Annotated in this window: 28 protein-coding genes; 10 read left to right on the plus strand and 18 right to left on the minus strand. The window is 70.8% G+C overall.

Going from position 1 to position 25,106, the window contains the following annotated elements:
• The first annotated feature begins 100 nt into the window (after positions 1-100).
• Positions 101-1,327 carry an acyl-CoA dehydrogenase family protein gene (locus ABZT06_RS13560; RefSeq protein ID WP_355739475.1) on the plus strand — a complete coding sequence of 409 codons (1,227 nt, stop codon included), beginning with the start codon at positions 101-103 and terminating at the stop codon, positions 1,325-1,327.
• Here the strand turns inward: ABZT06_RS13560 and ABZT06_RS13565 are convergent.
• A complete protein-coding gene (locus tag ABZT06_RS13565; protein ID WP_355739478.1) occupies positions 1,314-1,886 on the minus strand; it encodes a DUF2889 domain-containing protein in 573 nt (190 codons plus the stop codon). The genes ABZT06_RS13560 and ABZT06_RS13565 overlap by 14 nt on opposite strands.
• Positions 1,883-2,725 carry an enoyl-CoA hydratase-related protein gene (locus ABZT06_RS13570; protein WP_355739480.1) on the minus strand — a complete coding sequence of 281 codons (843 nt, stop codon included), beginning with the start codon at positions 2,723-2,725 and terminating at the stop codon, positions 1,883-1,885. Before ABZT06_RS13570 ends, ABZT06_RS13565 begins: the two co-directional genes overlap by 4 nt.
• A 168-nt stretch (positions 2,726-2,893) precedes the next feature.
• Between ABZT06_RS13570 and ABZT06_RS13575 the strand changes: the two genes are divergently transcribed.
• From ABZT06_RS13575 to ABZT06_RS13585, 3 genes are all read left to right on the plus strand, one after another.
• The gene (locus ABZT06_RS13575) at positions 2,894-3,697 is read left to right on the plus strand and encodes an FCD domain-containing protein (RefSeq protein ID WP_355739483.1); all 804 of its coding nucleotides are present in this window, start codon (positions 2,894-2,896) and stop codon (positions 3,695-3,697) included.
• 101 nt (positions 3,698-3,798) lie between these two features.
• Complete coding sequence (locus tag ABZT06_RS13580) at positions 3,799-4,980, plus strand: amidohydrolase family protein (RefSeq protein ID WP_355739486.1); 1,182 nt, start codon at positions 3,799-3,801, stop codon at positions 4,978-4,980.
• 118 nt (positions 4,981-5,098) lie between these two features.
• Positions 5,099-5,620, plus strand: coding sequence for a GNAT family N-acetyltransferase (locus tag ABZT06_RS13585; protein ID WP_355739489.1), 522 nt, complete (start codon positions 5,099-5,101; stop codon positions 5,618-5,620).
• Position 5,621: 1 nt separating this feature from the next.
• On the opposite strand, the gene ABZT06_RS13590 is transcribed toward ABZT06_RS13585, so the two are convergent.
• The 6 genes from ABZT06_RS13590 to ABZT06_RS13615 all read right to left on the minus strand — a co-directional run bounded on the left by ABZT06_RS13590 (position 5,622) and on the right by ABZT06_RS13615 (position 10,858).
• On the minus strand, positions 5,622-6,728 hold the full coding sequence (locus ABZT06_RS13590; RefSeq protein WP_355739492.1) for a serine hydrolase domain-containing protein: 1,107 nt from the start codon (positions 6,726-6,728) through the stop codon (positions 5,622-5,624).
• Positions 6,721-8,352: a class I adenylate-forming enzyme family protein gene (locus ABZT06_RS13595; RefSeq protein ID WP_355739495.1), complete on the minus strand. Its 1,632-nt coding sequence runs from the start codon at positions 8,350-8,352 to the stop codon at positions 6,721-6,723. The genes ABZT06_RS13590 and ABZT06_RS13595 overlap by 8 nt, the downstream gene beginning before the upstream one ends.
• Positions 8,353-8,551: 199 nt before the next feature.
• Positions 8,552-8,974, minus strand: coding sequence for a MaoC/PaaZ C-terminal domain-containing protein (locus tag ABZT06_RS13600; protein ID WP_355739498.1), 423 nt, complete (start codon positions 8,972-8,974; stop codon positions 8,552-8,554).
• A complete protein-coding gene (locus tag ABZT06_RS13605) occupies positions 8,971-9,435 on the minus strand; it encodes a MaoC family dehydratase N-terminal domain-containing protein (RefSeq protein ID WP_355739501.1) in 465 nt (154 codons plus the stop codon). The genes ABZT06_RS13600 and ABZT06_RS13605 overlap by 4 nt, the downstream gene beginning before the upstream one ends.
• A gap of 18 nt (positions 9,436-9,453) precedes the next feature.
• A complete protein-coding gene (locus ABZT06_RS13610) occupies positions 9,454-10,302 on the minus strand; it encodes an enoyl-CoA hydratase-related protein (RefSeq protein ID WP_355739504.1) in 849 nt (282 codons plus the stop codon).
• A 4-nt stretch (positions 10,303-10,306) separates the two neighbouring features.
• The gene (locus ABZT06_RS13615) at positions 10,307-10,858 is read right to left on the minus strand and encodes a PaaI family thioesterase (protein WP_355739507.1); all 552 of its coding nucleotides are present in this window, start codon (positions 10,856-10,858) and stop codon (positions 10,307-10,309) included.
• Positions 10,859-11,004: 146 nt separating this feature from the next.
• On the opposite strand from ABZT06_RS13615, the gene ABZT06_RS13620 reads away from it, so the two are divergent.
• Positions 11,005-12,201 carry a CoA transferase gene (locus ABZT06_RS13620; protein ID WP_355739509.1) on the plus strand — a complete coding sequence of 399 codons (1,197 nt, stop codon included), beginning with the start codon at positions 11,005-11,007 and terminating at the stop codon, positions 12,199-12,201.
• Between the two features lie 48 nt (positions 12,202-12,249).
• Here ABZT06_RS13620 and ABZT06_RS13625 read toward each other — a convergent pair whose 3' ends face one another.
• From ABZT06_RS13625 to ABZT06_RS13640, 4 genes are read right to left on the minus strand one after another with little or no spacing between them, the layout of a single operon-like run.
• Complete coding sequence (locus ABZT06_RS13625) at positions 12,250-13,005, minus strand: SDR family oxidoreductase (protein ID WP_355739512.1); 756 nt, start codon at positions 13,003-13,005, stop codon at positions 12,250-12,252.
• Positions 13,005-13,526, minus strand: coding sequence for a nuclear transport factor 2 family protein (locus tag ABZT06_RS13630; protein WP_355739514.1), 522 nt, complete (start codon positions 13,524-13,526; stop codon positions 13,005-13,007). The genes ABZT06_RS13625 and ABZT06_RS13630 overlap by 1 nt, the downstream gene beginning before the upstream one ends.
• Positions 13,523-14,701: an acyl-CoA dehydrogenase family protein gene (locus ABZT06_RS13635; RefSeq protein ID WP_355739517.1), complete on the minus strand. Its 1,179-nt coding sequence runs from the start codon at positions 14,699-14,701 to the stop codon at positions 13,523-13,525. Before ABZT06_RS13635 ends, ABZT06_RS13630 begins: the two co-directional genes overlap by 4 nt.
• Positions 14,702-14,761: 60 nt before the next feature.
• Positions 14,762-15,880 carry an acyl-CoA dehydrogenase family protein gene (locus ABZT06_RS13640; RefSeq protein WP_355739520.1) on the minus strand — a complete coding sequence of 373 codons (1,119 nt, stop codon included), beginning with the start codon at positions 15,878-15,880 and terminating at the stop codon, positions 14,762-14,764.
• A gap of 108 nt (positions 15,881-15,988) precedes the next feature.
• Here ABZT06_RS13640 and ABZT06_RS13645 point away from each other — a divergent pair, with 108 nt between their 5' ends.
• Together ABZT06_RS13645 and ABZT06_RS13650 are read left to right on the plus strand one after the other, a co-directional pair.
• Complete coding sequence (locus ABZT06_RS13645) at positions 15,989-16,810, plus strand: enoyl-CoA hydratase/isomerase family protein (RefSeq protein WP_355739524.1); 822 nt, start codon at positions 15,989-15,991, stop codon at positions 16,808-16,810.
• 23 nt (positions 16,811-16,833) lie between these two features.
• Complete coding sequence (locus ABZT06_RS13650) at positions 16,834-17,334, plus strand: MaoC/PaaZ C-terminal domain-containing protein (RefSeq protein ID WP_355739527.1); 501 nt, start codon at positions 16,834-16,836, stop codon at positions 17,332-17,334.
• Here the strand turns inward: ABZT06_RS13650 and ABZT06_RS13655 are convergent.
• Both ABZT06_RS13655 and ABZT06_RS13660 read right to left on the minus strand, forming a co-directional pair.
• Positions 17,313-18,725, minus strand: a complete 1,413-nt coding sequence (locus ABZT06_RS13655) for a family 1 glycosylhydrolase (protein WP_355739529.1) — start codon at positions 18,723-18,725, stop codon at positions 17,313-17,315. The genes ABZT06_RS13650 and ABZT06_RS13655 overlap by 22 nt on opposite strands.
• A 128-nt stretch (positions 18,726-18,853) precedes the next feature.
• Positions 18,854-19,720, minus strand: coding sequence for a crotonase/enoyl-CoA hydratase family protein (locus ABZT06_RS13660; RefSeq protein WP_355739532.1), 867 nt, complete (start codon positions 19,718-19,720; stop codon positions 18,854-18,856).
• A gap of 123 nt (positions 19,721-19,843) precedes the next feature.
• On the opposite strand from ABZT06_RS13660, the gene ABZT06_RS13665 reads away from it, so the two are divergent.
• The 3 genes from ABZT06_RS13665 to ABZT06_RS13675 are packed head-to-tail and all read left to right on the plus strand — an operon-like array spanning position 19,844 to position 22,824.
• The gene (locus ABZT06_RS13665) at positions 19,844-20,611 is read left to right on the plus strand and encodes an enoyl-CoA hydratase/isomerase family protein (RefSeq protein ID WP_355739534.1); all 768 of its coding nucleotides are present in this window, start codon (positions 19,844-19,846) and stop codon (positions 20,609-20,611) included.
• Positions 20,612-20,668: 57 nt separating this feature from the next.
• Positions 20,669-21,805: an acyl-CoA dehydrogenase family protein gene (locus ABZT06_RS13670; protein WP_355739537.1), complete on the plus strand. Its 1,137-nt coding sequence runs from the start codon at positions 20,669-20,671 to the stop codon at positions 21,803-21,805.
• Positions 21,802-22,824 carry an LLM class F420-dependent oxidoreductase gene (locus tag ABZT06_RS13675; RefSeq protein WP_355739540.1) on the plus strand — a complete coding sequence of 341 codons (1,023 nt, stop codon included), beginning with the start codon at positions 21,802-21,804 and terminating at the stop codon, positions 22,822-22,824. The genes ABZT06_RS13670 and ABZT06_RS13675 overlap by 4 nt, the downstream gene beginning before the upstream one ends.
• Positions 22,825-22,844: 20 nt before the next feature.
• On the opposite strand, the gene ABZT06_RS13680 is transcribed toward ABZT06_RS13675, so the two are convergent.
• The 4 genes from ABZT06_RS13680 to ABZT06_RS13695 all read right to left on the minus strand — a co-directional run bounded on the left by ABZT06_RS13680 (position 22,845) and on the right by ABZT06_RS13695 (position 25,106).
• Positions 22,845-23,627 (minus strand): FCD domain-containing protein, encoded by a 783-nt coding sequence (locus ABZT06_RS13680; protein ID WP_355739543.1) that lies wholly within the window; start codon positions 23,625-23,627, stop codon positions 22,845-22,847.
• Positions 23,628-23,711: 84 nt separating this feature from the next.
• Positions 23,712-24,305: an ATP/GTP-binding protein gene (locus ABZT06_RS13685; protein ID WP_355739545.1), complete on the minus strand. Its 594-nt coding sequence runs from the start codon at positions 24,303-24,305 to the stop codon at positions 23,712-23,714.
• Positions 24,286-24,654 carry a DUF742 domain-containing protein gene (locus tag ABZT06_RS13690; RefSeq protein WP_355740163.1) on the minus strand — a complete coding sequence of 123 codons (369 nt, stop codon included), beginning with the start codon at positions 24,652-24,654 and terminating at the stop codon, positions 24,286-24,288. The genes ABZT06_RS13685 and ABZT06_RS13690 overlap by 20 nt, the downstream gene beginning before the upstream one ends.
• 17 nt (positions 24,655-24,671) lie before the next feature.
• Complete coding sequence (locus ABZT06_RS13695) at positions 24,672-25,106, minus strand: roadblock/LC7 domain-containing protein (RefSeq protein ID WP_355739547.1); 435 nt, start codon at positions 25,104-25,106, stop codon at positions 24,672-24,674.

A 25,106-nucleotide genomic window follows, 5' to 3' on the forward strand; every position in this document is an offset into this window, starting at 1 on the left:
GGCTCGACGCTCTTCCCTGTTAAATAGATAACCTATTATGCTGAAACAATCAATACAGCGATCAGCTGTGCGGGCAGGGACGGACGAGGAGCGACCGCAGGTGGACATCAGCTATCCCCCGGAGACCGAGACGTTCCGGGCCGAGGTCAGGGCGTTCCTCGCCGAGTCGCTGCCGCCGGACTGGAAGGGCATCGGCGCCCTGGACGAGGACGCCGCATGGTCCTTCGCCCGGGACTGGCGCCGCCGGCTCGTCGAGCGCGGCTTCCTCTCCCTCACCTGGCCCGAGCGGTACGGCGGCCTGGGCCTGTCCAAGCTCCACCAGGTCGTCCTGATGGAGGAACTCGCCCTGGCCGGTGTCCCGTTCGGGCTGCCGCAGGACACCTTCGGCGTGAAGATGCTGGCGAACACGCTGCTGCGCTGGGGCACGGAGGAGCAGAAAAGCCACTTCCTCCCGCGCATCCTGAGCGGCGAGGACACCTGGTGCCAGGGGTACTCCGAGCCGGACGCGGGGTCCGACCTGGCCTCTTTGAAGACCCGTGCTGTGCGTGACGGCGAAGAGTGGGTGATCGACGGCCAGAAGGTGTGGACCTCCGGCGCCCACCACAGCGACTGGATCTTCGTCCTGGCCCGCTCGAACCGGGACGCGCCCAAGCACCGCGGCATCTCGTTCCTCCTCGTGCCGCTGGACCAGCCCGGCATCGAGGTACGGCCGTTCCGCATGATGAGCGGGCAGCTGCACTTCAACGAGGTCTTCTTCAGCGGCGCCCGGACCCGCGCGGATCTGGTCGTCGGCGGCGTGGACAACGGCTGGGCGGTCGCCCAGAGCCTGCTGGGCGTCGAACGCGGCGAGGAGGCGGCGACCAACCCGATCCTCTTCCGCGCCGAGGTGGAACGCCTCGTCGCACTCGCGCGGCAGTACGGCAAGGACCAGGACCCGGTCATCCGGCAGCGGATCGCCTGGTGCTGGTCCAAGGTCGAGATCATGCGCTGCCTCGGCTACCGGATCCTCACCGGCTGGCTGAAGGGGGCGGAGCCGGGTCCCGAGACGTCGATCGCCAAGCTGTACTGGAGCGAGTACCACACCGAGGTCACCGACCTTGCGATGGACATCATGGGGATGCACGGCCAGGTGCCGGTGGGGCGAGGACCGCTGCGCACCTACCGCACGGACGACCCCGGCGCGGCCAACAGCTCGGGGTCCTGGTCGACGACGTACCTGATCGCCCGCTCCGGAACGATCTACGCGGGGACGTCTCAGGTGCAGCGCAACATCCTCGCGGAGAAGGTGCTGGGCCTTCCGCGCGAGCCGCGGCTCACGACTCCGTAGGCCCCTGGAAGCGGCTGAGTTCCGGGACCGGGCGGGGGCCGGGTCCCGGAACCCAGCCCGCGTCGAGCTTGCGCAGACCCACACCGTCCGGTGCCCAGATGTGGCAGCTGTTCAGCACCCAGGCGGTGGCGCGCGGGTCGTGGGAGCGGGGGCCGGCCGCGCGGCTGCGGGCCGAGATGGCCGACTGGACGACGGCGGGGCCGAGCGCGCGGGTCAGTTCGTACAGGTGCGTGCACCCGGACACCCCGTGGAAACGCTCCTGGACGGCCCGGTTGTAGCCGCCCGCCACGCCGAGCCCCACCAGGCCGTCGAAGGCCGGTGCGATCAGGGGGCACTCGGTGTGCGGGAAGTCCTTCATGCCCGCCTCGGCGGCCACGATCGTCATGTCGGCGAGGCGGACGCGCACCGCCAGCACCATCCGGTGGACGACACCGCCCGGCGGCTCCTCCCAGGGACGCTCGTCGCGCAGTTCCGCCTCGACCGAGATCTCACCTCCGTCCTCCTCGTAGGCGGTGACGGTGATCGTGCGGCGGTGCAGCGGGAGTTCGGTGCGGGTCATGACGAGGCCTCCTCCAGCTCGTTCTTCTCCACCGCCGACGGGCCCTCCCCCAGCGCCGGGAAGGCCGGCGGGCGGCGCTCGATGAAGCTGAGCACACCCTCGCGGTAGTCCGGGGCGCGCTTCGCCGTGGCCAGCAGGGCGGCCGCCTCCTCGCTGCTCTCGGTGAAGGTTCTCGCCTGGTCGTCGGCGAGCTGGCGTTTGATGAGGGACATCGCGTACGGGCTCGCCGAGCGCGCCAGTTCGGTCGCGTAGGCGAGGGCCTGCGGAAGGAGTTCGTCCGGCTCGGCCAGGCGGTTGACGAGGCCCATCGACAGGGCCTCCGTGCCGGTGACTCGGCGGGAGGACAGCAGCAGGTCGGCGGCGTTGCCGTAGCCGACGAGCCGGGGCAGGATCCAGGACACGCCGTCCTCGGCCACCAGTCCGCGCGCGCTGAACGCCGCGGCGAACTTGGCCTGCGGCACGGCGAACCGGACGTCGCACATCAGCGCCTGGTTGAACCCGATGCCGGCGCAGGCGCCGTTGACGGCCGCTATGACGGGCTTCGGGAAGGACATGGGGCGGGTGCGCGGGGGCAGCTCGCCGGTGGGCCACGGGCGGGCGCCGGACGACGCGCCGTCGAGCACGCTCATGTCCATCCCGGGGCAGAAGCTGCGCCCGGCGCCGGTGAGCACCACCGCCCGCACCCGCGCATCCGCCTCCGCCCGGTCGAACAGCTCGTTGTAGAGGAGCTCCATCTCCAGCGTCCAGGCGTTGTGCCGTTCCGGACGGTTCAGGGTGAGGAGCATGACCCCGTCGTCGGTGAGTTCGGTGAGGATCACCGGGGCCGCATTCTCGGTCATCGAGGTCACTCCCACGGGCCTACTTGCTTAATAGATAGATGAATCATCTATATACCAGCCACACCCGCGGCGCCAGATCCATCCCTCCGAGAGAAGATCCAACCATCCCTTGACCTGGTACCCTCGATACACTAAGACGATTCATTTTGCTATATGAGGAGCCCCATCGTGTCCGAGGCAGCCCGCGCAAGTGAAACGGTGGCCGTACCCGCACCTTCCCGCAGCCGCGTCGGACGCCAGGTGCGGGTCCCGAAGACCGCCGAGCTGGTCGCGGGACACCTGCGCCGCCAGATCGTACGGGGTGAGCTGAAGCCGGGCGACGCACTGCCGCCCGAGTCGGGACTGATGGAGCAGTTCGGCATCTCGCGTCCGACCCTGCGCGAGGCCTTCCGCGTCCTGGAGTCGGAGTCCCTGATCACGGTGCGCCGTGGCGCGCACGGCGGCGCCCGGGTGAGCGCGCCCGACGCCGACGTCGCCGCCCGCTTCGCCGGTCTGATCCTGGAGTACCGCGGCGCCACCCTGGGCGACCTCTACCGCGCGGCGGCGCTCATCGAGCCGCCCTGCGCCCGCCAGCTCGCCACCAAGCCCACCGCCGCCGACATCAAGCTTCTGCGCGACGCGGTGGCCGCCGAGAAGGCCGTCCTGGAGGACCCCCTGGCGCTGGTCGAGGCACAGGACGCCTTCCACGCGCTGCTGGTCGAGCTCACCGGCAACCAGACCCTGATCCTGCTGTGCAGCATGGTCCGCAACATCATCGACCGGGCCAACGCCTCCTACACCGCCGCCGCCACCGACGCCGAGACGCAGAAGGCGCAGGCACTCAAGGGGCACCGGGCGCACGTCCGGCTGGTCGGCCTGATCGAGGCCGGCAAGGCGGACGAGGCCGAGAAGCTCTGGCAGCGCCACATCTCCAGCGCCGACGACGTCGTGAACGGCGCCGGAGCCAAGACGGTGCTCGAACTCCTGGACTGACCCCGCCCCGACGCCGGTCGCCACCACCCCTTGCTTCAAAGAAACAGTTAGATAATTATAGGAGGCGTACCGATTAGATCTGGGGTCCGGAGGCGACGGCCATGGCCGAACAGCGCAAGCGAATCTTCGACTGCGACCAGCACATGTACGAGGAACGGGACTCCTTCACCCGCTACCTCCCCAAGGAGTTCCTCGGCTCGGCGGTAGCGCCGGTCACCCTGCCCGACGGGCGGGAGGTCATCCTCGCCGGCGACCGCATCGTCGTATGCCTGGAGCCCGAGTTCGGGCAGGTCTACCGTCCCGGCTCACTGAAGGAGATGCTCAAGGCGATGGCCTCGGGCAATCCGGAGGAGACGTACCAGTTCGAGCCGATGCACGAGTCCTACCAGAACCGCGACGCCCGACTGCGGGTCATGGACGAACAGGGCCTCGACCAGTCGATCATCTACCCGGGCGGCTGGGCTCTGGTCGCCGAGGAGTACGTGAAGGGCGTCGAACCGCTCTACGCCAACTACCACTCGTTCAACCGCTACATGAACGAGGTCTGGGGCTTCAACCACCAGGGCCGCATCTACGCCCCCGCCCTGCTCTCCCTGCGCGACCTGGACCACGCGGTCAAAGAGCTGGAGTACGTCCTGAACCAGGGCGCACGCTTCATCCTCCTGCCCACCGGCCCGGTGTACGGCCGCTCGCCGGGCGACCCGTACTTCGACCCGTTCTGGAAGCTGGTCAACGAGGCCAAGGCGAGCGTCTGTTACCACATCAGCGAGTTCTACTACAACTCGCAGGTGGCGCCCTCCTGGGGCTTCGACCCGAACCCGATCCACTTCCGGATGTCGGCCTGGCAGTGGCAGAACACCTACGGCCAGCGCCCCATCGAGGAGACACTGTCCGCGCTCATCTTCGACAACCTCTTCGGGCGCTTCCCCGACATCAACGTCCTGGTCTCCGAGTTCGGCTCCGAGTGGGTGCCGCACTTCGTCCGCCACATGGACAAGAGCCGGGGCATGGGCCGCAACGGCCCCTGGGGCGGCGGGCAGTTGGCCGAGCGTCCCAGCCAGGTGTTCCGCAAGCACGTGCGCGTGGTGCCCTACCCCGAGGACGACATCGTGGACGTCGTCCGGCGGCTCGGCTACCACGAGTCCATCGTCATGGGCTCCGACTTCCCGCACGCGGAGGGCCTGGCTGCCCCGGCCGACTTCCGCAAGCTCATCGCGGAGCTCGACGAGTCCGCTCAGGACGACATCATGTTCCACAACGCCCAGCAGCTGATCAGCCGCTGAGGTCGGCCACTGCCCTGGGTGCCGGAGCAGGCGGAACTCAGAACGGCTCCCTGAGCGTCGTGCCGGGGAGCCAAGCGGTTGCCTTTTTCGTTGCCTGACCACCTGTTAGCGTGCCCGGATGGAAGATCTGGGATTCGTGACCTGGCCGCCTGAGCCGATCCGCACCGAGCGTCTCGTACTCCGCGAGCCGGAGGCGCGGGACCGTGCGCCGTTCATCGAACTGCTCGCCTCGCCCCAGGTGCACACCTACCTCGGCGGCCCCCGCCCGCGTGACGAGCTGGAGCGTGAGACTCCCGCGGTGCCCGAGCGGTGGCCCGGGAGTTTCGTCGTCGATCTTGACGGGGCCATGATCGGCCAGATCCTGCTCAGGAGAGCGACCGCTCACCGTCGCCCGGCTGCCGCGGGCAAGGCCGACCTGGGCTACCTCTTCCTGCCGAGGGCGTGGGGACTCGGGTACGCCACCGAGGCATGCGCGGCCGCACTCGACTGGTTCGACGGTGTCCTTCCCGGCGAGCCGGTGGTGCTCACCACCCAGACCGCCAACGCCGGCTCGATGCGCCTCGCGGCGAAGCTCGGGTTCACCGAGGTGGAGCGGTTCGAGGCATGGGGCGCCGAGCAGTGGCTGGGAATACGGTCGTAGGTCACGACAGCTCGGCGGCCAAGCCCCCCGCCAGGTCCGCGATGTCCCTGAGCAGGGCCGTGCCGTGCGGGGAGTGGTCGTAGCCGGCGAGCGGGTAGCCGTTGCTCAGGCACGCGAAGGAGAGGCCCGACTCCGGGTCCATGAAGCCGAGTTGATACGCGGCGCCGGCACTGCCGAAGAGGGACGGGGAGCCGGTCGACGGCAGGTTGCTTCCGGCGTCCGGGCCGGCCACCGTCACGAACAGGCCCATGCTCGTACGCCGTTCGTCGCCGCCGCCGTAGATCTGGTCCCCGTAGGGGTGGTCGGTGAGCCGGATCCGGATGCCCTCCGCCACCGCCTCCGGCTTCCACAGACCGGAGTGCTCCAGTGCCTGGAAGTACAGGGCGACGTCCGCGGCGGTGGCGACCAGGGCATGGCTGGGCTCTCCGGCCGCGAGCACTCTCGGGTCGGACAGATACCACGGTCCCCATGGGTCGGGTTCCTGCTCGTCGCTGGTGCGGTCGGTGGCGGTCATCGGGGCGACGGTGCCGGACTGGCGGTCCACCGGCACCCCCAGTTCGATCGAGTCCAGGCCCAGCGGGCGCACGATCCGCTCCCGCAGGTAGTCGGCGACCGCCAGGCCCGTGCGCCGCTCGACGATCTCGGCGATCAGCCAGGCCGCCGAGGTGAGGTGGAACTGGAAGCGGGTGCCCGGCAGGTAGTCCAGCCGCCAGCGTCCGAAGGCGGCGAGCCGCTGCTCGCGGTCGAGCATCTTGGGGTACCCCAGGGGCGCGAAGGGAAAGCCCGCGGTGTGCGTGAGCACCTGCTCGACCGTCACCTCCTCCTTCCCGTTCGGCGCGAACTCCGGGATGATCGCGGCGACTTGCTCTTCCACGTCGAGGAGTCCGTCGCCGATCAGCTTCCACACCACGCCCGCGACGATCGATCGTCCTACGGACTGCAGCACGTACCGGGTACTGGGGCCCGCGTCACCGTACGTCTCGAAGGCCAGCAGACGGCCACCGCGGGCGACGGCGACCTGTGCGGACGGCAGGGGACCGCGTTCGACCTCCCGGCGGATCCGCCGCAGCAGGACGTCGAGTCGCTCCGGGTCGACGAGGTCAGACACCTGTTCCTCCTTCGTACGGCTCCCGCAGGCTGCGGCGTACGACCTTGCCGTTGGCGTTGCGCGGCAGGTCGTCCACGAACCACCAGCGGACGGGGACCTTGAACCCGGACAGCCGGGCGCGGGTATGGGTCCTGAGGGCGGCCGTACCGGGCGGGGCGTGAGGGGTGGCCGGTACGACGAAGGCGACGACGGTCTGGCCCAGGCGCTCGTCGGGTACGCCGATCACCGCGGCGTCCGCCACGCCGGGGTGCTCGGCCAGGACGGTCTCGACCTCCAGCGGGTGGACGTTCTCGCCGCCCCGGATGATCATGTCGGTGCTCCGGCCGAGGAGGTACAGGTAACCGTCCTGCTCGATCCGGCCCAGGTCGCCGCTGTGCAGCCAGCCTTCGGCATCGATACGGAAGAAATGGCCGGCGCGGGCATGAATCTCGCCGATGCCGTCCGGCCCGGCGGCGTCGACCCTGACCTCGACCCCGGGGGCGGGCCGCCCCACCGAGCGGAGCAGTTCGGTGCGTCCCGCGATCGCTTCCCGGTGGTCATCGGGGGTGAGCACGCTGATCGGCGAACCCTCGGTCTGGCCGAACATGTTGAGCATCCGTACGCCCGGCATCGCCTCGTACGTCCGCCGCAGGGTGCCGGGGCGGACGGGCGCGCCCCCGTACTGGAGGGTCCGCAGGGTCTCGTGCCGTGCCTCGCCCGCGGCCAGCAGGGTCTCCAGCATCGCCGGGACCATGCTGGTGTGGGTGGTGCCGAGGTCCCTGAGCAGAGTCCAGCCCTCGACGGTGAAGCGGGGCAGGCCGGTGATCAGGGCGCCGGCGGCGAGGGCGACGGCGAGGTTGCCGAGGCCCGCGATGTGGTGGAAGGGCGCGCTGCCGCCGTAGAAGCTGTCGGGGTCCAGGCCGCAGAGGGTTCCGTTGACGCGGGCGCGGGCGGCCAGTCGCCGCTGGGTCATCGGGACGGGTTTGGGCAGGCCGGTCGTGCCGGACGTGTGCAGGACGGCGGCGAGTTCGTGGGGCAGAGCCGTCAATGTGCGGGTACTGCTGGGCAGTTCGGGCACGGTGGCGACCCATCTGCCGGAGAGTTCGGCGACCTGTTCTGCGAGTCCGCTGAACTCTGGCTGGGTCAGCAGGACTTGGCACGGGAGCTGCCTGACCACGGCGGCGATCTCGTGCGCGGTCATGCGGACACCGAGCGGCGCGAGCGGGTGGCCCGATCCGGCGGCGCCGATCACCAGCGCGAGGGCGTCGGCGGAGGTGGCGACCAGGGCCGGTACCGGGGCGCCGGGCTCCAGTCCGAGCGAGTCCAGCCAGTCGGCGGCGCCGGCCGCGCGGTCCAGGAGTTCTCGTCCGGTCCAGGTCGAGTCGCCGAACCGGACGGCGGGGCGGGGGTGGTCGTAGGCGCGGCTGACCATGGCGGTCCAGGTGGCGCCGACCGTCTGAGCCGTAGGCGCCGAGCCGTCGGCTCCAGCCGCCTCGGTCTCCCGCACGGGCCCGCCGCCCCGGGTAGGCGCACCCTCGTGCTCCGTCACGACCATCCGCGCCGCGATGCCCACTCCCGCCGCGCCTGTCCCCCGCACGGGCCCGACGTCCCGGACGGGCACACCCTCCAGCGCCGCCCCGGCCATCCGCGCCGCCCCACCCTCACCCGCCGCCCCCGTCTCCCGCACAGTCCCGCCGCCCGAGACAGGCACACCCTCCCGCTCAGCCCACGTCTCCCCCACCGGCCCGGCGGCCAACGCCGACCCGACCGTCCGCCTCAAGGCGCACTCCGGGTCCTCCCCAGCCCGCACCGCGCCCCCCGCATCCCGTGCGACGGTCACCGGATCACGGCTCCAGGCGGGCCGCCGCCGTGCCGGTGACCACCTCGACGCCGTTCTGGTTGACCGTGCGCAGGGTGAAGTGGGCGACCGGGGCATCCAGAGTGTCGTCGATCGACTCGACCGTCACCGTGGCGGTGAGGGTGTCGCCCGGCCAGACCTGGGCCTTGAAGCGCACGCCGTAGCGCAGCAGCGACTCCGGGCCGACCCAGTCGGTCAGGACGCGGCCCGTCATGCCCATGGAGAGCATGCCGTGGGCGAAGACGCCGGGGTATCCCGCGGCTTCGACGGCGAACCGCTCGTCGGTGTGCAGCGGGTTGAAGTCGCCGGAGGCGCCCGCGTACTGCACGATCCGGCTGCGCTTGAGGTCCTCGACGAGGACACTCTCGCGGGTCTCGCCGACCTTGATGTCGTTGCTGCTCAGGCTCATCGCGCGTCCTTCGGGGTCGCGGGGCCCTCGGGTACGACGGCCACGGTCACGGCGCTGACGACGGGCTCGCCGTCGGCGTCCCGGTACTCGGTGACGCGCTCGCTGAACAGCAGTCGGCCGCTGCGGCCCTGCTTCTCCCAGCTGCGTCCGGGAACGGTGTGGGCGTAGAGCGTCTCGCCCGCGCGCACCGGGCGGTGGTACTCGAAGTGCTGCTCGGCGTGGAGCCCGCCGCCGCCCTCGGCCATCACACCGGGGCCGGCGCCGGAGCCGAACCACTCCTCGTCCGGCTTGGGACGCAGGTGGTAGTCGGGGTCGTAGTGGGCGCTCGCCATGGTGAAGGTCGGTGGGGCAAGGGCCGACTCGCCCTGATACGCGGGATGTTCGTCGCCGATGGCGCGGGCGAACATCATGATGTGCCCGGCCTCGACGGGGAACGGCTGCGGAAACGGCTGCCCTGTCATCGTCAGGAACCTCCTCGGTCAGTACGGCAGGAACGCGTCACGGGTGGCCTCGTCCGGGTCGAAGTCCGACGGCAGACCCTCGAACTTCGGCTCACGCTTCTCCACGAAGCTCGCGACGCCCTCGCGGAAGTCGGGCGAGCCCGCGAAGAACTCCATGGCGGAGTAGGAGCGGGCGAGCGCGTCGGTGAAGGGGCGGTCGAGATCGCCGTACACCTGGTGGCGTACGACGGCCATGGCGCGCGGTGAGCAGTTGCGGGCGATGTCCCGGGCGTAGGCGCGGGCGGCGTCCAGCAGGTCCTCGGGTTCGACGACGCGGCTGACGAGGCCGAGCTCCTTGGCCTCGTCGGCGTCGAAGACCCGGCCCGACAGCAGCAGGTCCAGGGCGTTCTCCAGGCCGATGACGCGGGGCAGCACGTACGGCAGGTTGTACTCGCCGGCCAGGCCGCGCCGGGTGAAGGCGGTGGTGAAGCGGGCGCCGCGGGCGGCGAAGCGGACGTCGCAGATGAGCGCCTGGACCAGGCCGATACCCGCGCAGGCGCCGTTGACGGCGGCGATCATCGGCTTCGGCAGCAGGCGTCTGCTGTACATGGGGACGCGGGCCTGGAGGTTGAGGGACTGACCCGGCTGGGAGTTCTGTTCCAGGCGCTGGACGTCCATGCCGGGGCAGAACGCCCGGCCCGCGCCCGTGACAATCACTACGCGGACGGCCGGGTCGTGAGCGGCCTCGTCGAGGAGCGCGAAGAAGCGGCGCTCCATGGGGATGCTCCAGGCGTTCTTGCGCTCGGGCCGGTTGAGGGTGACGGTCGCGACGCCGTCCTCGTCGACCTCGTACAGCACCAGGTCGTCCTGGGCGGGCTCCTCGGTCATCGGGTCACTCCTCCGTCAGAGAGTCGATGGGGCCAATGGGAAACATGGGGTTGCCGGGGTCGGCGTCGGCCGGGTCGGCGGGGGCTATCGGCTCGCCGACTCCGGGTCGCTCCCCGGAGATGCTCACCACCACCTGCCCCCGGGCGCAGAGGCGTCCGTCGGTCATCACGTCGACGTCGGCGAAGTGCAGCCTGCGGCCCCGCCGTACGCAGCGCGCGTAGGCGATGGCCTCGCGGCCGCGGGCGGGCGCGAGGAACTGCACCGACATCGACACGGTGCTCAGCCGGCTGCCCTTGGCGAAGTCGTGCCCGGCGATCACGGCGCCCGCGCCCGCGGTGTCGATGAGCGCCGAGATCACCCCGCCGTGGAAGACGTCCTCGTGGGCGGAGAGCGCCTCGGCGTAGGGCAGCACGATCTCCACGGCCTCCGCGTCCCAGCGGGTCACGCGGATGTGGCAGTGCCGGTTGAAGGCGACCCCGCGCTCCCAGCGGGCCCGGAACCAGACCCGGCGTTCACGCTGTTCCTGGTCGCTGAGGGTCCTCGCCGCGACGGTCATCAGCACGCCCTCCGGTCTCGGTCCGTCGACCGATCCATATAGTTACATGAATTGAATAGTTCAAGCAATCAAGCGGGATGCGATCCTGGCGCTAGATGTATTATTTATATAACTCATTGGCCGCTCGTGAACAGAGGGAGACCTCGATGCCGTCGACCGCCCTGGCCGGGATCCGCGTCCTCGATCTGTCCCGCATCCTCGCCGCGCCCCTGGCCACCCAGATGCTGGCGGACCTCGGCGCCGAGGTGATCAAGGTCGAACGGCCGGGGGCGGGCGACGACTCACGGACGTACGGGCCACCGTTCGCGCCCGGCACGGACACCGCCGCCTTCTACCTCTCCTGCAACCGCAACAAGCGGTCGGTCACGGTCAACCACGCCACCGCCGAAGGGCAGGAGGTGATCCGTGCGTTGGCCGCCCGGTCGGACGTGGTGGTCGAGAACTTCCGGACGGGGACGCTGGCGAAGTACGGCCTCGACCACGAGAGGCTGCGGGAGCTCAACCCGCGGCTCGTCTACCTCTCGGTGACGGGCTTCGGGCAGACCGGGCCCTACGCCGAACGCCCCGGCTACGACGGCATCTTCCAGGCCATGTCCGGGATGATGAGCGTCTCCGGCCACCCCGAGGAGCCGATGAAGGTCGGCGTCAGCATGGTCGACATCCTCACCGGCCTGTACGCCTCGACGGCCGTCCTCGCGGCCCTTCGGCACCGTGACGTCACGGGAGAGGGCCAGTTCATCGACCTGTCCCTGCTGGACTGCGGGCTGGCCTCGCTGTCGCACTTCGCGATGAACTACCTGATCTCCGGCCAGGTGCCCGCGCGGCGCGGCAACGGCGGATACGGGGGCATCCCGTCCCAGGCGTTCCAGTGCGCGGACAAGCCGCTCTTCCTCGTCGCGGGCAACGACAAGCAGTTCGCCGCGCTCTGCGCGGCCGCCGACCGCACCGATCTCCTCCAGGACCCACGGTTCGCCACCACCTCGGCCCGGATCGCGCACCGCGAGGAGATCCTGCCGGTGCTGGAGGCGATCCTGCGCACCCGGACCCGGGACGACTGGCTGACGGTTCTCGACGCACACGATGTCCCGGCAGGCCCGTTCCACGAGATGCCCGAGGTCTTCGCCGATCCGCAGATACGGCACCGGGGGATGCTGGTGGAGGTCGAGGACCCGGTGTCGGGACGGCTGCCGTTGCTCGCCAACCCGATCCGGTTCACGGCGACACCGGTCGAGGGGTACGCCCCGCCGCCCGCGTTGGGCGAGCACACCGACGAAGTACTCGGCGAGGTGGCGGGCTTGACGGGGGATCAGATCTCCGGACTGCGCGCGCGGGGCGTCGTCTGAGGGTCCCCGGGCCCTATCGTCGTCTGAGGGTCCCCGAGCCCTGTCCGACTATCCGATCAGTGTCCGGCCGCCCTCCAACATCAGCGTCGCGCCGGTCAGATAGGCCATGTCGTCGCTGACGAGCGCGGCCACCGCCCGGCCGATGTCCGTCTCCGGGTCCCCCATCCTGCCCAGCGGGATGCCGGCCACCACCTTGTCGGCCTGGTCCGGACGGGCGGCGAAGTACGCCTCCGCGGCCGGGCTCAGGGCGGCCGGGCAGACGACGTTCACGCGGATCCCGTACGGCCCCCACTCCCGCGCGGCGACACGCGTGAGTCCCCGGATGGCCTCCTTGGCCATCGCGTAGGCCGCGAAGCCCGCCTCGCCCTGCACCGCGGCCGACGAACCGAGGTTGACGACGCTGCCTCGACCGGCCTTCAGATGAGGCAGGGCGGACCGCATCGCGTGAAAGGCCGCCAACGGGCCACTGCGGTAGGCGAGTTCCACGTCGTCGTACGACGTCTCCTCCAGCCGGCGCTGCACGGAGCTCTGCGCGTTGTTGACCAGCACGTCGAGGCCGTCGAACTCCCGTACCGTCTCCGCCACCATGCGGTCGACGTCGGCCCGCTCGCCCACGTCCCCGACGACCGTGTGCACCCGCCCGCCGCGCTCGGCGATCACTTGCGCGGTGTCCTTGAGTTTGCCCTCGGTACGGCCCGTGATCACCACCGCCGCCCCTTCGGCCGCCAGGGCGAGGGCGATTCCGCGGCCCACGCCCTGCCCGCCGCCGGTGACCAGGGCCGTCTTGCCCGCCAACCGCTGCATCACGTCTCCTTCCAGAAGGGATCCCAGGTGGGGAAGGCGTCCGGCAGTGCCGGTCGTCCGGCGCCCGCCCAGCCCTCGAAACCGACCTGCTGGGGGCGCTCGGTCACGTCCGCCGCATACCAGTGCTGCTCTCGGCGCCGGGAGAAGTACCACTCGCCGTCCACGCGCGCGTACTCGTCGAGGTAGCGGATCGCCATCACGATCCACCGCTCCCCCACTTCGTGCTCGGCACGGCAGTACACGGAGCCGGTGGCCGTGTCCCGGCCGGTGAACTCGATCCGGTGTCCGCAGATCTGGTGGACCGACCGGTGGAAGCCACGGACGAGGGGGTCGATGTAGGCCAGCAGTGCCTCGCGGCCCCGACCGTGGCGGCCCAGGTCCACGTCGGGCCGGAAGCAGCCCACCCAGGCGTCGAGATCGCGGGCGTCCACGGCTAGGGCGTAGCGAACGGGCAGCTGCTGGACGGCGAGGTGCGACTCGATGCGGTCGAGGCGGTCGAGGCGGTCTTCCAACGACGTCATGGCCGGGGCTCCCTGGGGAGGCCGAGGAGTTGCTCGCCGATGATGTTGCGCTGGATCTCGCTGGATCCGCCGTAGATCGTCTCCGCCAGGGAGAGCAGGAAGGAGCGCTGCCGCGTGTCCAGGCCGTAGTCCTCGCCGACGATCTGACCGGCCGGGCCCGCCAACTCCTGGGCCAGGTGGCCGAGTTGCTGGTGGCGGGTGGAGGCGTAGAGCTTGGCCGTGGTGGACTGGGCGCCCGGGGTGCGGCCCGCGGTCAGTTCGGCGAGGGTGCGCAGGTTGGTGGTGCGCATGATGCGTACGGAGATCCAGGCGTCGATGAGGCGTCGGCGCAGCATCGGGTCGTCGAGTGCGCCCCGTTCCCGGGCCAGGTCGATCAGCGCCTCGGCCTCCCGTTCGAAGGTGAGCTGCTGGGGCAGGAGCGTGGTGCCGCGTTCGATGCCGAGCGTGGTCATCGCGGTGCGCCAGCCCTGGCCGACCTCGCCGACGATCATGTCCGCGCCGGTGCGCGCGTCGGAGAGGAAGACCTCGGCGAACTCGTCCTGGCCGGCGAGGTTGCGGATGGGGCGGATCTCCACACCCGGCTGGTCCGTGGGCACGAGCAGCATGGTCAGGCCCTTGTGCCGTACCGAGTCGGGGTCGGTGCGGGCGAGGACGTAGAGCCAGTCGGCGTGGATGCCGAAGGACGTCCACACCTTCTGCCCGCTGACCACCCACTGGTCGCCGTCGTGCTCGGCCCGGGTGCGGACCGAGGCCAGGTCGGAGCCGGCGCCGGGCTCGCTGAAGCCCTGGCCCCACAGTTCCTCGACGGCGAGGATCGGCGGCAGGAAGCGCTTCTTCTGCTCCTCGCCGCCCATCTTCAGGAGCATCGGGCCGAGGAGGTCCAGGGCGTTGCCGGTGGCCCGGTAGGGAGCGTTCGCGCGGGCGTACTCGTACTCGAAGACGATCTCCTCGAGGAGTCCGAGTCCCCGTCCCCCGTACTCCTTCGGCCAGCCCACCCCCAGCCAACCGCCGCTCGAGAGCTCACGGTCCCAGGCCAGCCGGACCTCCCAGGCCTCCCCGTCCGTGGGGCCGCCGACGCCGCGGTGGGCCGCGAACTCACCGACGAGATGGTCCGCCAGCCAGTCCCGCAGCTCGTCGCGGAAGTCGCGTACGGCGGGTCCGAAGTCCATCTCCATGCCGACTTCCTTCCAGAGTTCCAGAGGTCCAGAGGTTCAGAGGTTCAGAGGTTCAGGGGTTCAGATGCCGAGCCGGGTGGCCAGCAACTCGCGGTGGTACGACGGTGTGCCGAGCAGCACCTCGGAGCTCTTGGCCCGCTTGAAGTACAGGTGCGCGGAGTGTTCCCAGGTGAAGCCGATCCCGCCGTGGACCTGGATGTTGTCGCCGGCCACCTTGGTGAACGCCTCCGAGCAGAAGGCCTGCGCCAGGGCCGCCGCGACGGCGATCTCGGATTCGTCGTCCGCGTCCAGCGCCCACAGTCCGGCGTACGCGGCCGAGCGGGCGGACTCGATCTCCACCAGCATGTCGGCGCACTTGTGCTTGATCCCCTGGAAGGAGCCGATGGGGCGTCCGTACTGCACCCGGATCCTGGCGTAGTCCACGGCGGCGTCCAGAGCGGCGGCCGCTCCCCCGACCTGTTCGGCGGCGAGGAGGACGGATGCGGTGGCGAGAGTGCGTTCGAGTGCGGGCCACGCCGTGTCCTCGGTGCCGATCAGGCGTGCGGGGGTGTCGGTGAATTCCAGCCGTGCCTGTTTGCGGGTCTGGTCGAGGGTGGGCAGGGGGGTGCGGACCAGACCCGGTGCGTCGCCGTCGACCGCGAAGAGGCTGATGCCGGCGGGGGTGCGGGCGGCGACCAGGAGCAGGTCGGCGAGGTGTCCGTCGGGGACGTAGGTCTTGGTGCCGGTCAGCCTCGGGCCGTCGGCGGTGTTCCGGGCGGTGAGCCGGATGCCCTGCTCGTCCCAGCGGCCGCTGTCCTCGGTGAGTGCGAGCGTGGCCACCGTCTCGCCGGACGCGATGCCCGGCAGGAGGTCGCGCCGGGCCTGTTCGTCGTCGCAGCGCAGGAGGGCTTCGGCGGCCAGGGCGACGGTGGCGAAGTACGGCCCGCACAGCAGCGCGCGGCCGGCCTCCTCGAAGACGATGCCGAGGTCGACGTAGCCGAAGCCGAAGCCGCCGTACTCCTCCGGTATCGCGAGCCCCTGCAGGCCCAGTTCGCCGGCCATCCGCCGCCAGACGACGGGGTCGTGGCCCCGCGGGTCGGCGGCCAGGCGACGCACGGTCGCCTCGTCGGAGTGCTTGGCCAGGAACGAGCGTACGACCTTGCGCAGTTCGTCCTGTTCCTGGCTGAAGGTGAGATCCATGCCGAGCTTCCCGTCCTCGGTGCGACGCGTCTGCCGATCGCTTGCCGCTCTCCGCTCGATACAGTTAGATAATTATAGTATCCACACTGAATGCACCAGGAGCGCGACGTGACCGATCTCTACGCCCCGTTCACGAGCCTGACCTTCGAGCGGCCCGCGCCCGGCGTGCTGCGCGTCGTGCTCGACGCCCCGCACCTCAACGCGGTCGATCCGCGGATGCACGGCGAGCTGGCCGACATCTGGCCGGTGATCGACCGGGACGAGCAGACCCGGGCGGTGCTGGTCCAGGGGGCAGGCCGGGCGTTCTCGGCGGGCGGGACCTTCGACTCCATCGAGGCCATGACCGAGGAGTACACGGTGCGCGCCCGGGTCATGCGCGAGGCGCGGGACATGGTCTACGGGGTGATCAACTGCTCCAAGCCCGTGGTCTCCGCGATCCACGGTCCCGCGGTCGGTGCGGGGCTGGTCATCGGCATGCTGGCGGACATCTCGATCGCCGCCCGCACCGCGAAGATCGTCGACGGGCACACCCGGCTCGGGGTCGCGGCGGGTGATCACGCGGCCATCTGCTGGCCGTTGCTGTGCGGTATGGCCAAGGCCAAGTACTACCTGCTCACCTGTGAGGCGCTCACCGGCGAGGAGGCCGAGCGGATCGGGCTGGTCTCGAAGTGCGTGGCCGACGAGGAGGTGCACGCGGAGGCGCTGCGCGTGGCGACTCTCCTGGCCGCCGGTCCCACCAGTGCGATCAGCTGGACCAAGCGGTCCCTCAACCACTGGTACCGCACCGCCCAGCCGATCTTCGAGGCCTCGCTCGGGCTGGAGTTCTTTGGGTTCGCGGGCCACGAGGTCGTCGAGGGCCTGGCCGCCCACCGTGACAAGCGCGCCCCGGACTTCGAGGGCGTGGGCGACAAGAACCCGCTGGCCCTCTGACCACCGCACGAGAGGAACCGATCATGACCGCTGAGCAGATCATCACTGAAGTCCCGCCGCTGGTACGGGGGTTGACGTACGAGGAGATGCCGGTCGGGCAGGTCTTCCGCACCGCCCGCCGGACCGTCACCGAGACCGACCTGGTCAACTTCGTCACCTGGGGCGGCTTCACCGAACCGCTCTTCTGGGACGCCACGCACGCGGCGGAGGGCGGGTACACGGGCCGGCTGGTGCCCGGCGGTCTGACGTACTGCCTGGCCGAGGGGCTCGTCCTGCAGACGAACGTGCTGCACGGCACGGGCCTCGCCTTCCTGCACATGGAGCTGACCGTGCGGGGTCCGGTCTACGTCGGCGACACGCTGTACGCCGTCGTGGAGACCACGGGCTGCCGTCCCTCCAGCAAGCCCGGCCGGGGCGTGGTGACCAGCCGGATCACCGTGCGCAACCAGCGGGACGAGGACGTCCTGGTCTACTGCCCGGTGCGGCTGATCCGCGGCCGGGACTACGAGGCGCCGGCGCCGTGAGTGCGGGGGACGAGGGACAGTCCGGGCTTCGGGTCGGAGGCGGAGGCGGAGGCGGATTCGGTGGCGAACGCTCCCCCGTGCACCCAGTCGGACGGCATCGCGGGCCGCGGCGCGAGCTCGTGGTCCGGGATCGCCATCGCGTACAGGCGGGTGTAGCGGAACTTGGCCTCCAGGTTGTCGAGTACCGACCAGTACTCGTATCCACACACGTCGACACCGGCGGAGACGAGCCCTGCCAGCCAGGCGAGCCGGGCGCGCAGCAGGGCCTGGCGCCGGGTGTCGTCGCTGTGTCCCGTCCCGTCCACCAGGTCCAGGTCGCCCATGCCGTTGTCGACGACCGACAGCGGGGGCAGCAGGTCACCGTACTGGTCGCACAGGCCGGCGACGGCGTCGGCGAGCCCCTCGGGGATGATCGGCCAGCCGTAGGCGGTCGTCTCCACGTCGTCGAAGGGGACGATCGCGAAGCCGAGGCCCACGAGCAGGCGGTTGACCTCGTTGAGGGCGCTGCGGCACTTGGTTGCCGGCAGCACGCGGGGCAGGTTCTCCGGCGCGGTGACACGGAACGGCGTGTGCCAGGACAGGCCCAGCAGGTCCTGGGCGGTGGCGATGACCTCCAGGTCGCCGGGGCGTACGCAGCCGGTCGCCGCCACCGGGGCGTCGTCATCCTCGGTCACCATGTGCTCTCCGAGCAGCAGGGGGTCGAGGAAGAGGCGGTTGGTCCAGCTGTCCAGACGCTCCAGGGCGAGCCGGTCGTAGGGGTCGTCGGTGGCCGCGTAGCCGCCGACGAGGGTGACCGTCGTCCCGATCCGGCCGGTTGCGCCGGCGGCCCTGAGGGCCTGGGTGGCGAGCCCGTTGGCGAGCAGGATGTGGTGGACCGCGGGCAGGCCCGCGCGGCCCGCGCCCCGGCCCGGTGAGTACATTCCGGCCACGTGGTCGGCGAGCGTGGGACCGGCGAGGTCGGTGGAGGTGATCCAGCGTTCCACCCGGTCGCCCAAGCGGCGGCCCAGCTCGGCGGCGTACTCGGCGAAGTGCTCGGCGGTGTCGCGAGCGAGCCAGCCTCCGGCGGCGTCCAGCCAGGGCGGCAGGGTGCGGTCGAACAGGGTGAGAGCGGGCCGCCTGCCCTGTGCGAGCAGGGCGTCGAGCGCGCGCTCACAGCGGTCCAGCGCCTGCCGGTCCCAGCGGCCGGGGCCGTCGGGCTGGAGCTGGGGCCACCCGGCGACCATGCGGTGCGTGTCCGGGGTGACTCCGAGCAGGTGCCGGATGTCGTCCGTCCACTGCCGGAAGTGCCCGCCGCGTTCCGGCGCGGGCGGCAGTGGGGCCGCGATGGTGTCCGCGGTGGCGACCCCCCAGTCGACACCGCGCAGGGATTCAAGCAGGAAACCATCGCTCATGGTCACCGTCCAGGCGGTCAATGGTTTAGCGCATTCAACTGAATGTCCGCCGCCCGGACGCTAACACTTCATGCAAACCACGACAATGTTTCGGCCAGATCTCTTTAATGTGTAAACCTCGCGGACGGCTACTCCCCGAAGGGCCGGAAGTCCTCGTCCTGCCACCAGGGGTAGATGTCCGGCATGTCCTTGCTGACCCGGCCGGGGAAGGCGGGCGGCCTCTTGGCCAGGAACGACTCGACTCCCTCGACGGGGTCCGGGCCGCCGCCGATCTGGCTCATGATGCGGGAGTCGAGCCGGTGCGCGGCCATGGGGTGAGGCTCGCCCAGCATCCGCCACATCATCTGCCGGGCCAGGGCGACCGAGATCGCCGAGGTGGTCCCGGCGATCTCCCGGGCGAGTTCGTACGCCGCCGGCAGCAGCTCCTCCGGTGGGTGGACGGAGCGGACCAGACCGGCCTCCAGCGCCTCGTCGGGCCCGAAGACGCGGCCCGTGGCCACCCACTCCATGGCCCGCTGCATGCCGACCGCCCGAGGGAGGAACCAGCTCGCCGCCGACTCCGGCACGATGCCGCGGCGCGCGAAGACGAAGCCGAACTTCGCCTTCGTCGACGCCAGCCGGATATCCATGGGCAGGGTCATGCTCGCCCCGACGCCCGCCGCCGGGCCGTTGATCGCCGCGATGACCGGCTTGGTGCTGGAGAAGATCCGCAGCGCGACCCGGCCGCCGGTGTCCCGGTGCCAGGCACCCGCCCTGCGGTGGTCGAAGGACGTACCACCGGAGCTGACGTCGGCTCCCGCGCAGAAACCGCGTCCGGCGCCCGTCACCACGATCACCCGTACCTCGTCGTCCGCGTCGGCCGCGTCCAGTACGTCGAGCAGGTCCTGCATCATCCGCGGGTTGAAGGCGTTGAGTTTCTCGGGCCGGTCGAGGGTGACGGTGAGGATCCGGTCCGCCGTCTCGGCCCGCACGGTCTCGTACTCCTGCTGCGCCATGCGTGTCCTCCGTCGCTCCACGAGCCCGTTTCCAGAAAGCTTAATTAGTTATAGCATTCAACTCTAACGAAAGATCCCGGACGAGCGATCCCGGACGAGCGATCCTGAACGAGGGCGGTGGACATGACGGATCTGGTGGTGACAGCCGCCGGGCCGGTCCGGCTGATCGAGCTGAACCGGCCCGAGCAGCGGAACGCGATGAGCGACGAACTGCACACCGGACTGGCGTCGGTGTGGGACGAGGTCGCCGCCGACCCGGAGGCACGGGTGATCGTGCTCACCGGGCGCGGCCCGGCCTTCAGCGCCGGCGGCAACCTCGACACCATGACCCGGGTCCAGCGCGACAGCGCGTTCCGGGAGCGGCAGGTCGACGAGGCCCGCAGGATCATCACGGGCCTGGTCCGCTGCCCCCTCCCCGTGATCGCGGCGGTCAACGGCCCGGCCGTCGGCCTCGGTTGCAGCCTCGCCCTGCTGAGCGACCTCGTACTGATCGCCGACGACACCTATCTCGCCGACCCGCACGTCCAGGTCGGTCTCGTCGCGGGCGACGGCGGCGCGTACGTCCTGCCGCTGCTCGTGGGCCTGACCCGCGCGAAGGAACTGCTGTTCCTGGGTGACCGGGTGAGCGCCGAGGACGCCGTGCGGCTGGGCATCGCCAACCGCGCCGTGCCCCGGGACAAGCTCATGGACGAGGCCATGGACCTGGCCGGGCGGCTGGCGGCCCTGCCCGCGCAGGCGCTGCGTGAGACCAAGCGCGCGGTCAACCGGCACCTGGAGCAGGCCCTCGACACCGTGATGGAACCGGCCCTGCTCGCCGAGCGGGACACCATGCACGCGCCGGACCACATCGCCGCGGTCGAGCGGATCATCGCGGCGCGCGGCCGCCGCTGAGCGGAGAGCTGAGCCGCAGTGCTGAGCCGCGGCGCTGAGCCGGAAAGGAGTACTCGGATGGACTTCGCGTTCAGCGAGGAGCAGGAGGAACTCGGGCGCACGGTGCGGGCGTTCCTCGCGGACACCTCGCCCGAGACCGAGGTACGGCGCCTGATGGAGACCCCTGAGGGCTTCGACCGGGCGCTGTGGCGCCGTATGGGCACGGAGCTGGGCCTTCAGGGACTGGCCGTGCCCGAGGAGTACGGCGGCGCCGGGTGCGGGCCGGTCGAGGTGGGCGTGGTCATGGAGGAGGCGGGCCGTGCGCTGCTGTGCGCGCCCTTCCTGTCCTCGGCCGTCCTGGCGACCACCACGCTGCTGCGCTGCGCCGACGAGGAGGCCCGCAAGCGGCTGTTGCCGGGCCTGGCCTCCGGGGAGCTCGTCGGGACACTGGCCCTGACCGAGGACTCCGCACGCTGGGACGCGGCGGGCGTGCGGCTCACCGCCCGTGCGTCCGCCGGGAGTTGGCTGCTCACCGGACACAAGACGTTCGTCCTGGACGGCGCGGCCGCCGACGTCGTCCTCACCGTGGCCCGGGCCGACGACGGGATCGGCGTCTTCCTGGTGGACGGGGACGCACCCGGGCTGACGCGTGAGCCGCTGCCCACGCTGGACCCGACCCGCAGACAGGCGCGCCTCGACTACACCGACGTACCGGCGACCCGGCTGCGGACGCACGGCGACGGCTGGGATCTGGTCGCGCAGGTCCTGGACCGGGCCGCCGTCGCGCTGGCCGCCGAGCAGGTCGGCGTGGCCTCCCGCGCGCTGGACATGGCGGTGGAGTACGCCAAGGTACGCCACCAGTTCGGGCGGCCCATCGGCTCCTTCCAGGCCGTCAAGCACCTCCTGGCCGACGTCCTGCTGGAGGTCGAGTCGGCGCGGGCCGCCGCGCACTACGGGCTGCTCGCGGCCTCGGACGAGGCGCCGGACCTGCCCGCCGTGGCGAGCCTGGCCAAGGCGTTCTGCTCCGACGCCTGTCTGCAGGCGACCGAGGAGAACATCCAGGTCCACGGTGGCATCGGCTTCACCTGGGAACACCCGGCCCACCTCTATCTGAAGCGGGCCAAGACATCGCAGTTGCTGTTCGGCGACCCCGCGTACCATCGCGAACTGCTCGCACAGCGCATCGGCATGGAATCGGTCGGAGGAGCGGCATGAAGGTCGACGGCAAGCTCAATGTGTGGAGCTCCGCGGAGATCGTGGAGGAGGCCAGGCACCACGAGAAGGTCGGGTACGACGGCCTGTGGGCCTCCGAGTCCAAGCACGATCCGTTCCTGCCGCTGATGCTGGCCGCCGAGCACACCGACCGTCTCGAGGTGGGCACCGCCATCGCGGTGGCCTTCGCCCGCTCCCCCATGCAACTCGCGTACACCGCACACGACTTGCAGACGTATGCCGGCGGGCGGTTCTCGCTCGGCCTCGGCAGCCAGATCAAACCGCACATCGAGCGGCGCTTCGCCATGCCGTGGAGCCGGCCCGCGGCCCGTATGCGGGAGTACGTCAGCGCGCTGCACGCCATCTGGGCCGCCTGGAACGAGGGTGAACGGCTCAATTTCCGCGGTGACTTCTACTCGCACACGCTCATGTCGCCGTTCTTCTCACCTCCGCCCGCGACCGGTGGGGCGCCGAAGGTCTTCGTGGCCGCGGTCGGGGCGGCGATGACGCGGGTGGCGGGCGAGGTGGCCGACGGGCTGCTCGCCCACGGCTTCACCACGGAGCGCTATCTGCGCGAGGTCACGCTGCCGACCGTCGAGGCCGGGCTGGCCGCGTCGGGCCGTACGCGCGCAGACTTCTCGGTCTCCCATCTGCTGCTGACCGCGACGGGCCGCACCGAGGAGGAGATGGCCCGGGCGGTGGACGGCACCCGGCAGCAGATCGCCTTCTACGGCAGCACGCCCGCCTACCGGGGCGTGCTGGAACTGCACGGCTGGGGCGAACTCGGCGACGAGCTGCACGCGTTGTCGACGTCCCGGCGCGAGGACAAGTGGGAGGCGATGGCCCGGCTCGTCGACGACGAGGTGCTGAACACCTTCGCCGTGGTCGCGGAGCCGGAGCGGGTGGCGGGCGAGATCCGGCGGCGGTACGGGGCGCTGGTCGACCGGGTGTCCTTCTACACCGCGTACGAGATCGACGCCGAGGTGTGGGAGCCGATCGTGGCCGAACTGCGCGAGAGCTGAGCAGCAGGAGGGCCGGCCGGTCAGCCGAGCAGGTCCAGGACGGTGGTCATGGACCTGCTCCGCAGCAGATAGTCCTCGGCCTCCTGGAGATGGACCCGCCACAGTTCCTCCGCGGCCTCGGCGCTGCGCGCGGCGACCAGGTCGACGAGCGCGCCGTGGGCGCGGAAACCCCGCCGGTTGGCCCGGATGTTCTCGGGACTGCCGGCGTCGAGGTCGACATGGGACCAGTTCGCCTGGTCGATGATGTCCCGGACCATGCCGTTGAGGACGCCGAGCGTCTCGTTGCCCGCCAGTTCGACGACGAGGGCGTGGAACTCCATGTGGGCGCGGATGAAGGCCGACGGGTCGTCCATGAGCCCCTCGGCCTCGGCGACGGCGTCCCGCAGCCGCCGCAGGTCCTCGTCCGTGCGCCGCTCGGCCAGCAGACCGGCGCACGGCGCCTCGATGACCGTACGGGCGTCGTACACGTCCTTCAGGGTCGTCCCCCGGTACTCCAGCACCACGCCCGCGTACCGGGCCGCCACCGTGCCCTCCGGGACCTGCACCCGTGCCCCGCCCCGGGCGCCGCGGCGCACGGTGATCAGCGACTCGGACTCCAGCACCCGGAACGCCTCGCGCAGGGTGGGCCGGGAGACGGCGAACTCCTCCATGAGGGCCGTCTCGGACGGCAGCGCGTCGCCCTCGGCGAGTTCGCCGCGAACGATCATCCGGCGCAGTCGTGCCGCCACCAGCTCGGCCATCTTGGGGACCCGCACCTGGACGCCGCTGAGCCCGCCTCCGCCCCGTCTTCCGGTCTCACTCATCGCGGGACCACCTCCGTCCGACCGGCAGGCGCGCGGCAAGCGCGAACCGGGTGACCCCACTCTACAACTAGATAACTATTTCAACTAGGTTATCGAGTTCCTTCGGATGAGATGGTCGGCCAGGGACAACAGCAGGTCGCGGCCGACCGAGCGTTCGCGCATGTCGCCCATCATCAGCGGGACGTCCGGGTCGAGATCGAGCGCCTCGCGGACCTCGCCCTCGTTCCGGTCCCGGCGCCCGTGGAAGCAGTTGACGCCCACCACGAAGGGAATGCTCCGGCTCTCGAAGAAGTCGATGGAGGCGAAGCTGCTCTCCAGTCTGCGGGTGTCGGCGAGGACCACCGCGCCCAGGGCGCCGTGCACGAGGTCGTTCCACATGAACCAGAAGCGCTCCTGCCCGGGCGTGCCGAAGAGATACACCACCAGCCGGGGGCTGACCATGATGCGGCCGAAGTCCATGGCGACGGTGGTCGTGGTCTTGCGCTCGACACCCTCGACGTCGTCGACGCCGACACTGGCCACGGTGAGGTACTCCTCGGTGCGCAGCGGCGCCACCTCGCTCACCGCGCCGACGAGGGTCGTCTTGCCGACGCCGAAGCCGCCGGCCACAAGGATCTTGACGGCCGCGGGAGCGGCGCCGACGGTGCGTGAGGTGAAGTCAGAGTCTACGGAGACCATCCCTCACCGCCCTGAGTAGGTTCATGTCCACGGTGCTTCCTGCCGCGACTGCGAGCGGCGGACGGGTGGTCGCCCTGCCCAGGGCGACCAGGTCGTCGATGAGTATCTTCGCCACCGAGATCGGCAGATCCAGTCCGGCGGCGATCTCGGCCACCGCCGCCGGCGTACGGCACTGCCGCAGGATGGCGCGGTGCTCGGGTTGCAGACCGCGCGAGGACCGGCCGGCGACCTCCGGTTCGACGGTCGTGACGAGGGTGATCAGGGTGAGGTCGTCACGGCCCGGGGCGGTGCGGCCCTGGGTGATCGTGTAGGGCCGCACGGACTGGGCGTCCGCGTCGTCCGACTCCAGGCCGTCCGTCCAGTGGCTCACTCACGTACACCGCCCTCGAGGGTGGGCAGGACGACGCGTGCCTCCGCGCCGAGGCGCTGGCCGACCTGTTGCATGAGCGTGTGCATGGCGACGGCCATGAGTTCGGCGTCCACCTCCTGGGAGGCCACGACCGCCAGGTGGGTGCCGCGGCCGGCGGCCGAGATGAACAGCCACAGGTCGGCCAGCTCGACGATCACCTGGTGGACCGGCCCCCCGTCGAAGAGCGTGCCGACCCCGCGGGCCAGGCTCTGCTGGCCGGTGGCCACGGCGGCGAGGCGCTCGGCGTCGCCCCGGGCGATGGTGCTGGACTGGCTCACCACCAGGCCGTCGTCGGACAGCACGATGGCGTGCCGGGTGCCCGGGACCTGTTCGACCAGGCCGTCCAGCAGCCAGTCGAGATCCTGATGAGTGGCGGTCGTGCGCAGCGTCAT

This window comes from Streptomyces sp. NPDC005483, assembly GCF_040606035.1.
Taxonomy (GTDB): Bacteria; Actinomycetota; Actinomycetes; order Streptomycetales; family Streptomycetaceae; genus Streptomyces.